Origin of the sequence: Flavobacterium enshiense DK69 (genome assembly GCF_000498495.1) — a bacterium.
Taxonomy (GTDB): domain Bacteria; phylum Bacteroidota; class Bacteroidia; order Flavobacteriales; family Flavobacteriaceae; genus Flavobacterium; species Flavobacterium enshiense.
Map to the genome: position 1 here is coordinate 73833 of NZ_AVCS01000016.1, position 9504 is coordinate 83336.

General features: G+C 40.2%; 8 protein-coding genes. 3 read left to right on the forward strand and 5 right to left on the reverse strand.

The window, feature by feature from the left end; genetic code table 11:
• Positions 1–12 precede the first annotated feature (12 nt).
• Positions 13–1227, reverse strand: a complete 1215-nt coding sequence (locus tag FEDK69T_RS12190; protein WP_023574476.1) for a bifunctional folylpolyglutamate synthase/dihydrofolate synthase — start codon at positions 1225–1227, stop codon at positions 13–15.
• 136 nt (positions 1228–1363) lie between these two features.
• On the opposite strand from FEDK69T_RS12190, the gene FEDK69T_RS12195 reads away from it, so the two are divergent.
• Both FEDK69T_RS12195 and FEDK69T_RS12200 read left to right on the forward strand, forming a co-directional pair.
• On the forward strand, positions 1364–2077 hold the full coding sequence (locus tag FEDK69T_RS12195) for a MotA/TolQ/ExbB proton channel family protein (RefSeq protein WP_023574477.1): 714 nt from the start codon (positions 1364–1366) through the stop codon (positions 2075–2077).
• Positions 2058–2456 (forward strand): ExbD/TolR family protein, encoded by a 399-nt coding sequence (locus FEDK69T_RS12200; protein WP_035629494.1) that lies wholly within the window; start codon positions 2058–2060, stop codon positions 2454–2456. Before FEDK69T_RS12195 ends, FEDK69T_RS12200 begins: the two co-directional genes overlap by 20 nt.
• A 310-nt stretch (positions 2457–2766) precedes the next feature.
• Here FEDK69T_RS12200 and FEDK69T_RS12205 read toward each other — a convergent pair whose 3' ends face one another.
• The 3 genes from FEDK69T_RS12205 to FEDK69T_RS12215 form a co-directional block, all read right to left on the reverse strand.
• Positions 2767–3690, reverse strand: a complete 924-nt coding sequence (locus tag FEDK69T_RS12205; protein ID WP_023574480.1) for a hypothetical protein — start codon at positions 3688–3690, stop codon at positions 2767–2769.
• A 76-nt stretch (positions 3691–3766) separates the two neighbouring features.
• Positions 3767–4993, reverse strand: coding sequence for a Glu/Leu/Phe/Val dehydrogenase dimerization domain-containing protein (locus FEDK69T_RS12210; RefSeq protein WP_023574481.1), 1227 nt, complete (start codon positions 4991–4993; stop codon positions 3767–3769).
• Between the two features lie 62 nt (positions 4994–5055).
• Complete coding sequence (locus FEDK69T_RS12215; protein WP_035629491.1) at positions 5056–6135, reverse strand: anhydro-N-acetylmuramic acid kinase; 1080 nt, start codon at positions 6133–6135, stop codon at positions 5056–5058.
• 96 nt (positions 6136–6231) lie between these two features.
• Between FEDK69T_RS12215 and FEDK69T_RS12220 the strand changes: the two genes are divergently transcribed.
• On the forward strand, positions 6232–7371 hold the full coding sequence (locus tag FEDK69T_RS12220; protein ID WP_023574483.1) for an acyl-CoA dehydrogenase: 1140 nt from the start codon (positions 6232–6234) through the stop codon (positions 7369–7371).
• 67 nt (positions 7372–7438) lie between these two features.
• On the opposite strand, the gene FEDK69T_RS12225 is transcribed toward FEDK69T_RS12220, so the two are convergent.
• A partial coding sequence (locus FEDK69T_RS12225; protein WP_035656384.1) for a T9SS type A sorting domain-containing protein occupies positions 7439–9504 on the reverse strand: 2066 nt, incomplete at its 5' end.

A 9504-nucleotide genomic window follows, 5' to 3' on the forward strand; every position in this document is an offset into this window, starting at 1 on the left:
TGCAAAATTATTTTACACAATTTCTGCCACAACAAATGTACTCCCTCCAATATAAATGAAATCATTTTTACCAGCAACTTCCAATGCTTCATTATAAGCCTCTGAAACAGAATTATATACTTTTCCTTTCAATTCAAAAACCGATGCTTTTTCACGAAGCTCTTCCGCATCAAGTCCGCGAAAAATATTTGGTTTACAGAAAAAATAATTTGCATTTTTTGGAAATAAAGGCAAAATAGAATCCAAATCCTTATCATTTACAACACCCAAAACGAAGAATAATTTTTCATATTTTTCTTTTGCAATCTGATTAAGGACAATTTTAAGTCCGTGACTGTTATGAGCCGTATCACAAATCACCTTCGGATTGGAATGAATTTGCTGCCATCTTCCCAACAAACCGGTATTGCTCACAACATTTAAAAGCCCTCTTTTTAGACTCTCTTCCGATACAATAAAATGTTCTTTTAAAACATCAATGGTCTGCAACACCGTTTTCTTGTTATGAAACTGATAATCGCCCAACAACCCGCAAGGATAATCTTCCTGTATCAAATCGGAAGCAAAATAAATATCGGAGCCACATGCTGCAGCTTTAGCCAAAAAAACCGGTTTTGTTTCAGGAGTGTATTCTCCGACAACCACCGGAACATTCGGTTTGATTATCCCGGCTTTTTCACCTGCAATAACTTCTAGTGTATCTCCCAAAAACTGGGTATGATCAAATCCAATATTTGTAATAACGGAAACCAAAGGCGTGATGATATTGGTAGAATCCAATCGACCCCCCATACCAACCTCAACGACAGCCACATCAACTTTTTCTTTTGCGAAATAGTCAAAGGCCAAACCCACAGTCATCTCAAAGAAACTCAATTGATTTACTTCAAAAAAGGACTTATTATCGGCTATGAAATCTACCACAAATTCTTGCGAAATTTCATTTCCGTTGATTTTGATGCGCTCCCGAAAATCTTTCAAATGCGGTGAAGTATACAACCCCACTTTATAACCCGCTTCCTGTAACACCGAAGCAATCATCGATGAAGTAGACCCTTTTCCGTTGGTTCCTGCCACATGTATGAATTTGAGCTTTTTTTCCGGATTTCCTAAATGTTCCGAAAGTAAAATAGTGTTGGTCAAATCCTTCTTATAGGCTGATGCACCCTGCTGCTGAAACATCGGCAATTGGGCAAACATCCAGTCTAAAGTTTCCTGATAAGTCATTTTGGAATACTATTTGATGTTAAAATCTGTACCCATAAAATAAATAAAGTTTTTTTTAGTTTATTAGGGTATAGAAATTTATCTTTATTGCAAAATTGAGATTATTATTTAAAATAAATACAATTCCAAAGATTTTATGACTGGATTTTTTTTACAAGTGCAAAATGACACCCTAACCAAAGCAACTGGCGCTGTTGTAGAAGGTGTAGTGAAAAACAACGAAATTTCCGTATTGGAGTTCATCTTAAAAGGAGGTATTTTCCTGATTCCGATTGCCATCTTACTGTTCTATACGATATACATCATCATTGAACGATTCATGTACATCAAAAAAGCCACGAAAACAGATCCGCATTTAATGAAGGATATCCGCACGCATCTTAATGCCGGAAATATCGATATGGCAATTTCTTCTGCGGAACGTGACGGAGCAGCTTCAGCGATTGTTATTAAGGAAGGCATCCAAACCATTGGACGTCCTATTTCCGAAATCGAATCTAACATGGAAAAAATGGCCAACATCGAAATCGGGGAAATGGAGAAAAAACTGGGCGTTTTAGGACTTATCGCCGGTATCGCCCCTACTCTTGGGTTTATTGGAACCATTTCCGGGGTAATTAAAATCTTCTACAGTATTTCGGTTACCGAAAACATCAGTATCGGAAACATTTCCGGAGGTTTGTATGAGAAAATGATCAGTAGTGGCGCCGGACTTATCGTGGGTATTATCGCTTATTCGGCATATCACCTATACAACAGTATGATTGACAATTACTCGCTTAACATGCAGAGACACGTACTGGAATTCGTTAACATAATTCAGAGACCAAATGCCGATAAAACGAAATAAACGATTTCATGCAGAAGTCGCTACCAGTTCGTTGAGCGACATTATGTTCTTCCTGCTTTTGTTCTTTTTGATTATTTCGACTTTGGCGAATCCGAACGTGATTAAAATGACGCTTCCTAAATCGAAAAACAACGAAAAGACCAACAAGCAGCTTATCAGTCTGTCCGTAACGGAAGAGAAACGCTTTTTCCTTGACAAACAGGAAGTGCCTTTCGACCAATTGGAAAAAGAATTGCTGACCAAAATCGGAGACAATAAAGAACAAGCTGTTGTGGTGCGAATCCCATACAACTTACAGGTACAGGATTTGGTTGACGTACTGCAGATTGGCGTAAAAAACAATTTGAAATTTGTGATTGCCACTAGTGCATCGAAATAGATATTTTTCAAGAGCCGGGAACCTGTCTTCCGCTTTATCTTTAATAAAAAAAGCCATTCGAATGAATGGCTTTTTTTATTAAAGGATGCCGCTGCAACCAGGGCTAAGGCATTGGTTTTCATCATACGAATTTCTTTTATACATCTTTCATTTCATTACAGGTATACACGCTGAAAACAAAAACAACATCAGCATAACCAAAACCTCTTCTTGAACAACAATTTCAATTTTCATCAAATAAATAAAAAAGCCAACTAAACTAGCCGGCTTTAATCTATTATCAATTTTCTTTTATCTATTTTCTAATACCCTAATTCAAACTAAAGGTATAAATGATTTTCCCAACCTGACGTTCCGGAGCATCATCACTCGCTTGCCAACGGGTATTCATTGCCGCAATACGCGCCTGATCCAACAAACATTTAGCCGTATTGGTTGTTCCTTTGATACCGGGTGTCGCAACAATGGTTCTTCCGGTCTTGTCCACAGAAACTTCCACAACTACTCTACCTTCTTCGTTACAGTTATAATTCGGCGCTGGTTTGGATAATGCTTTTCGGTTTCCTAAAGAGTACCCTGCACCGTTTCCAGCTCCTACTCCGCTTCCGTTTCCACCGCCCGAGCCGCTTCCGCTTCCCGGACCTGTTCCGGTACCATTTCCTGTTCCGTTACCGCCGCCAGTTCCTCCACCGGAGCCTCCAGAGCCATAATAGTCATTAGAAGCTAAATCCCCGTTGGATTTTCCTTTGTTTCCGGCTTGGTTATCGTCACCATCACCACCTTTTTTTGAGCCGTTCAGCAAACTGGACAAAGCATCGTTGGTATTTTTGGAAACCGTTGGCTTCTTAACCTCAACCGGTTTCGGATCGGTTTTTACAATCGGTTTTATTTTTACAGGGTTAGGATTCTTCGCGATGACTACCGCATTATCTTCAGGTGTATCGCTCGAAATAATATCTTCTTCAGGAGCAGATTCTGCCACCACCTGTTTCACATCATTCTTTACATTCAGTACTTCGCTCTGAAAGTTATCCCCCATTCCGACATCGCTGTCACCAAAATTAATGGTCACACCTCCGCCACCGCCGCCGCCGCCGAGCGCAGCCAATTCGTTAATATTTGCAGGCGGCCAAAATCGTATAAAAAATAATATCAGCACCAGAAAAGCATAAATCACTACTGTCAACAATAATGACTTTCTTTTTTCTGCTGCTGATATATCAAACTGTTCCATAATATCCCGTTCTTTATAACAATGATAACGAAAATACGTTTTTTTTGTTATGTTATCAGAACCAAATATACAAGAATTATACCAATTGCTTCAATGCAATTTCGAAAGCTCTCGCGCTGATGTTTTTCTTGTCAGAACTTACTTCATATGTTTTTTGGATAGCTTTTTTAATAATGTCAGAAGTATCGTTAAAAATCGACTCGTCAGTCATCGTTACTTTTTTCTCCATGAAGTAAGCAAAAACGCGTGCCATTCCACAGTTAGAGATAAAGTCAGGAATTAAACTCACTTTGCTGTCCACCTCTTCCATGATTGGTCCGAAGAAAATTTCTTTATCAGCGAAAGGCACGTTAGCACCACAAGAAATCACTTCCAATCCTGCCGCTGCCATACTGTCAACCTGCGCTTTTGTCACCAAACGCGAAGCCGCACAAGGCGCAAAAATCTCAGCGCCTATAGACCATATTTTTTCGTTGATTTCCGCAAAAGGGATCATATTATCGGACACCAAAGTGTTTCCGTTTTTATTTAAGAACAAGGCTCTGATTTCTTCAAAAGAGAATCCGTTTTCATTGATAACACCACCGTCTCTGTCGATGATACCTACTACTTTTGCTCCCATTTCTGCCAAATAGAAAGCAGCTGCTGATCCTACGTTTCCGAAACCTTGAACGATAGCTCTTTTTCCTGCAACATTTCCACCAAAGATATCGTAATAATGACGTACCGCCTGAGCTACCCCATAACCGGTAATCATATCCGCCACAGTATATTTTCTATTGATGTCCGGAGAGAAAGTTGTATTTTCAATCACTTTCACCACTCCCTGACGCAATTGTCCTATTCTGTTGATTTTGTCCGCTTCTGTCGGCTTGAAATGTCCGTTAAAAACACCTTCCTGCGGATGCCAAACACCACAAGCTTCAGTCATCGGAATTACTTCGTGAATTTCATCCACGTTCAAGTCCCCTCCGGTTCCGTAGTAACTTTTCAATAAAGGCGATACCGCTTTATACCAACGCTGCAACACTTCTTTTTTTCTTGGATCGTTGGGATCAAAATTAATTCCGGATTTCGCACCGCCGATTGCAGGCCCTGAAACCGAAAACTTCACTTCCATCGTTTTCGCCAAAGAAAGCACTTCGTTCATATCCAAACCTTTACGCATACGTGTTCCTCCTCCTGCAGCACCGCCACGAAGTGAGTTAATAACTGTCCAACCTTCTGCGTCCGTTTCTGCGTCTTTCCAATGGAACACTACTTCAGGTTCTTTATTTTCGAATTTCTTTAATAAATCTTTCATTATCTAAATTGTATTGTCTGTTTTTAAAAGTGTTACAAATATACTCTGATTCTATAAAAATCTCAAAGTTTTACAGGTTTATAATAAATTACACCCGAACTGTGATTACCCGAAGCACCCGTTACACTCGCCAGGACATTCACTTCATTTTCAAGCCTTAAAACGCCCAGTAACGCAAAAATAAGAGCCTCCTTAAATTCAATTGTTTTGGCATCCGGGACTACAATTTGCATTTCAGGAAGATAAACCCGCATACGTTCAATCAGGAAAATATTGTAGGCCCCGCCTCCAGTCACCAAGAGGCTCCCTTCTTTTTCAGGCAAAGCGGCCGCAATCTGAAATGCAACATGTTCGGTAAAGGTTCGGAGTTTATCTTCAACCGAAATCGAATACCGTTCTATCATCGGCAATACCGTTTCCTTTACAAATTCAAAACCTAACGACTTCGGGTATGTTTTTCGATAGAAGTCCAATTTGTTCAATTCAAATAACAATTCTGCTGAAATGATCCCGCTTTTGGAAATTTGTCCTTTATCATCGAACTTCAATCCTAACTTGTCGGCATAAAAATTCAGGACCGTATTTACCGGAGAAATATCGAAAGCAATTCGGTTGCCATTCTCTTCAAATGAAACATTGGAAAATCCGCCCAGATTCAGACAGTAATCGTAATCGGAAAACAAAATGCGGTCCCCAATTGGCACTAACGGAGCACCTTGCCCGCCCATTTTGACATCCTGCACACGGAAATCGCAAACGACTTTCTGTTGGATCAGCTCTGCTATTTCAGGAAGATTCCCAATCTGCAACGTGAATCCGTTTTGTGGCTGATGCAAAATCGTGTGCCCGTGCGAACAGACTGCATCCAAATCTTCAATCTTATGTTTAGCTATGAAATCCGAAATAATACCACCCAGTAACGCGGTGTATTCCTTATTAAGTGTTGTCAGTTCAGCTTCCGAAAAATCGACTGCTTTTTTTAGCAAGCCTACCCATCCCTCCGGATAAGCAACTGTTTCACATTGAAATATCTGAAATTCCCATTTGCAGTTTTCAATGGAAAAACGAATATGCGCCAGGTCAACACCATCCAGCGAAGTGCCTGACATTACCCCTACTACGTTATACATCTTTTTTTGCATGGGTTAAAATTAGACAATCCTGTTGAAAATATGATATTTATGAAGTATCTTTGGGCACTTTTTTAAAGGACTTACAAACAAAACATAGAAAGTAAAATGAATTTTAATTTAAGCGAAGAACAGTTAATGATTCAACAGGCAGCAAGAGATTTTGCTCAGACTGAATTGTTACCGGGAGTTATTGAAAGAGACGAGCATTCAACATTCCCTACAGAACAAGTCAAAAAAATGGCTGAACTAGGTTTCTTGGGAATGATGGTGGATCCTAAATATGGTGGTGCCGGTTTGGACAGCGTTTCTTACGTTTTGGCGATGGAAGAAATCGCAAAAGTTGATGCTTCTGCTGCAGTAGTGATGTCGGTTAACAACTCTTTGGTTTGTGCCGGATTGGAAAAATTCTGTAACGAAGAGCAAAAAATGAAATATTTAGTGCCGCTTGCTAAAGGTGAAGTAATTGGCGCTTTCTGTTTATCTGAGCCAGAAGCAGGTTCTGATGCAACGTCACAAAAAACTACAGCAATCGATATGGGCGACCACTATCTGATGAACGGTACCAAAAACTGGATCACCAATGGCGGAACTGCTTCTACTTATATTGTAATTGCACAAACTGATATTGAAAAAGGACACAAAGGAATCAATGCTTTCATCGTTGAAAAAGGATGGGAAGGTTTCTCTGTAGGGCCAAAAGAAAAGAAAATGGGTATCCGCGGATCCGACACGCATTCATTAATGTTCTCTGACGTAAAAGTACCGAAAGAAAACAGAATCGGTGAAGATGGTTTCGGATTTAACTTCGCTATGGCGGTGTTAAATGGAGGCCGTATCGGTATTGCCTCTCAGGCATTGGGAATTGCTTCTGGCGCTTATGAATTGGCATTGAAATACTCTCAGGAGCGTGTAGCTTTCAAAAAAGCAATTTTCCACCACCAGGCAATCGCTTTCAAATTGGCGGATATGGCTACGCAGATTACTGCAGCCAGAATGTTATGTTTCAAAGCAGCTTGTGAGAAAGATGCCGGACAGGATATTTCACAATCAGGAGCTATGGCTAAATTATATGCTTCTGAAGTGGCTATGAACACGACTGTTGAAGCGGTTCAGATTCACGGTGGAAACGGATATGTGAGCGAGTACCACGTTGAGCGTATGATGCGTGACGCAAAAATCACTCAGATTTACGAAGGAACATCTGAAATCCAGAGAATCGTAATTTCAAGAGGACTGGTAAAATAAACCCTTCACTATACAAAATGAAAAAGGCTGGTATTTAAACCAGCCTTTTCTTTTTAAGAATTAGAATTTATTTTTTGGAAATAATTCGTTTCGTACCAACTTCATTGTCGGTAATCACTTTAATGATATACATTTGGCCATCACCTTGACTGAAGTCAACATCTATTCTGACTTCTTTGTTAAAGTAAGCATCAGCATCGTCATACGCTTTTACAAACATTCCTTTCGCATCGTAAATTTCAATTCTTGCTTTTGAGTGATAATTAAACTCATAGCGAATATTAACATATTCTTTGAAAGGAACAGGGTACGCACTAAACATTGTCTCAACAATTTGACCTTTAGGAGCTGGAGTGTTGTTTACCACTTGATCACCAGTTGAACAAGCCGGTGGTAGCGGAGTATTGTCTGAACATCCAGGAACCGCATCAATTGAACCATCACTGTTAGGAACAGTCACAGTAGTCGGAACATTATTAACAAGATAAGTTACTTTAGTCACAAAATCATAAGTACAAGTTTGACCAGCGGTATTTGATCCAATAATAGATTTAGGTTCGTATTTAACTCCCAGAACGTATTCTGTATTAGGAATTGCTCCTGTAACCACCATCTGCGCCTGACCATTACTTGTTCCACTTACATTAACTGTAGTCAATTTGGTACAGTTCGGGCCAAATAATTTTACATCTTTATTACCTTGAACTTGGAAAATACTGAAATCAACGCAAGTTTTGGTTTGTTCCACATTTATAGTAAAGTTGGCACTTGGCGCTATCAATTTAGTATAGTAGAAGAATACCCCAGGAATTGCATTACTCACTTTTCCATTTCTTGTACTATAACAAATAGCCTCCAATTCTGTAGCATTACCGGCAACAATATTACAACAAGCTGTTTGTGTTGGGAAGATATGTCCGCCACATGGCAATGATTCAACATCTATGTTACCACTATCTGTACATCCTTCCCCAGGACTTGTTGCATAGTTGGCATCATACACGGTTACCGTATGTGGGCCCGCGCCCACTCCAGTAAATGTATACTGAATTGGATCTGTCACATCAGTTACATCTACAGCCGTTCCATTATCCAATTTAATGGTATATGGCGCTGTACCACCAGATATTGTAGCGGTAATGGTTCCATCACTTGCACCACAGCTTGCGCTACCTTGAATTAAGGCCCCCAAAGCTAAAGCAAAGTCTGGTCCATCAATTACAAGATCAACTGTTTCGCAGACTGCACCAATACCGTCTATGACTCTTACTCTATATGTACCTTCTGGCAGAGTATCAAAAGTATAATTTGCATTCGAAGTAAGGCCTGTTATATTTTGTAATGGATTCACTAAATCAGCAGAGCTGAACAATCGAATAATATAAGGTGTAACTGGTCCGCCTGGAGTAACCACAATCGAACCTGTACCTCCGAAACATAATACATCATTAGGATCTGCACTACAGGCAGGCGCACAAGGATTATTCACAGTAAACTTAGCCTGACATTCATCTTTACAACCAAGCGCTGTTTCCACTTCAATTTTTATTGCCTTGGTTCCTCCTGTTAAAAGTGATGGTGGTGTTGTGTCAGCTGTTTCAGTAAATACCTCCGTAGGCACACCATTAATAATTTCAATGGTCACATCATAATATGTTAATGTTACCGTTGGTGCTGGATTTAGAGGTGAGTAAGTAAAGCCAGCTACCCAAGCTGCCCAGGCATTAGCTAAATTAGTTGCATTGGTACCTGCACTAGCACTACAATTAACTGTAAAGGTAGAATTACCCGGACAGGTTGCCTCAATATCCTGAACGGCCAATACCACAGTATCATCATCATTACCGCACAACGCATTAGATATAGTCAGTTTCAACGTAACAGTTCCAACACCCGAAACACTTACACCTGAAGTCAATGACGTAGGTGTAGTTATCGAAGCACTTGCAGTTCCTGTCGTTCCGTCAACTGTCCACAATGTAGTTCCTCCGCTGGCGGTACCGGCTAAGGTAAATGCAGTTGGTCCAGAAGGTGGAGTCTGGCACAAAGTCTGATCCGGTCCTGCGTTGGCTGTCGCATTTGCATTTACTGTCAATACAACCGTATCATCATCATTTGCACAAGGCGGAGTGG

Excerpts from the sequence above, each read along its gene's own strand:
- FEDK69T_RS12190 (WP_023574476.1), bottom strand. The coding sequence starts at position 1,227 with ATGACTTATCAGGAAACTTTAGACTGGATGTTTGCCCAATTGCCGATG.
- FEDK69T_RS12195 (WP_023574477.1), top strand. The coding sequence starts at position 1,364 with ATGACTGGATTTTTTTTACAAGTGCAAAATGACACCCTAACCAAAGCA.
- FEDK69T_RS12200 (WP_035629494.1), top strand. The coding sequence starts at position 2,058 with ATGCCGATAAAACGAAATAAACGATTTCATGCAGAAGTCGCTACCAGT.
- FEDK69T_RS12205 (WP_023574480.1), bottom strand. The coding sequence starts at position 3,690 with ATGGAACAGTTTGATATATCAGCAGCAGAAAAAAGAAAGTCATTATTG.
- FEDK69T_RS12210 (WP_023574481.1), bottom strand. The coding sequence starts at position 4,993 with ATGAAAGATTTATTAAAGAAATTCGAAAATAAAGAACCTGAAGTAGTG.
- FEDK69T_RS12215 (WP_035629491.1), bottom strand. The coding sequence starts at position 6,135 with ATGCAAAAAAAGATGTATAACGTAGTAGGGGTAATGTCAGGCACTTCG.
- FEDK69T_RS12220 (WP_023574483.1), top strand. The coding sequence starts at position 6,232 with ATGAATTTTAATTTAAGCGAAGAACAGTTAATGATTCAACAGGCAGCA.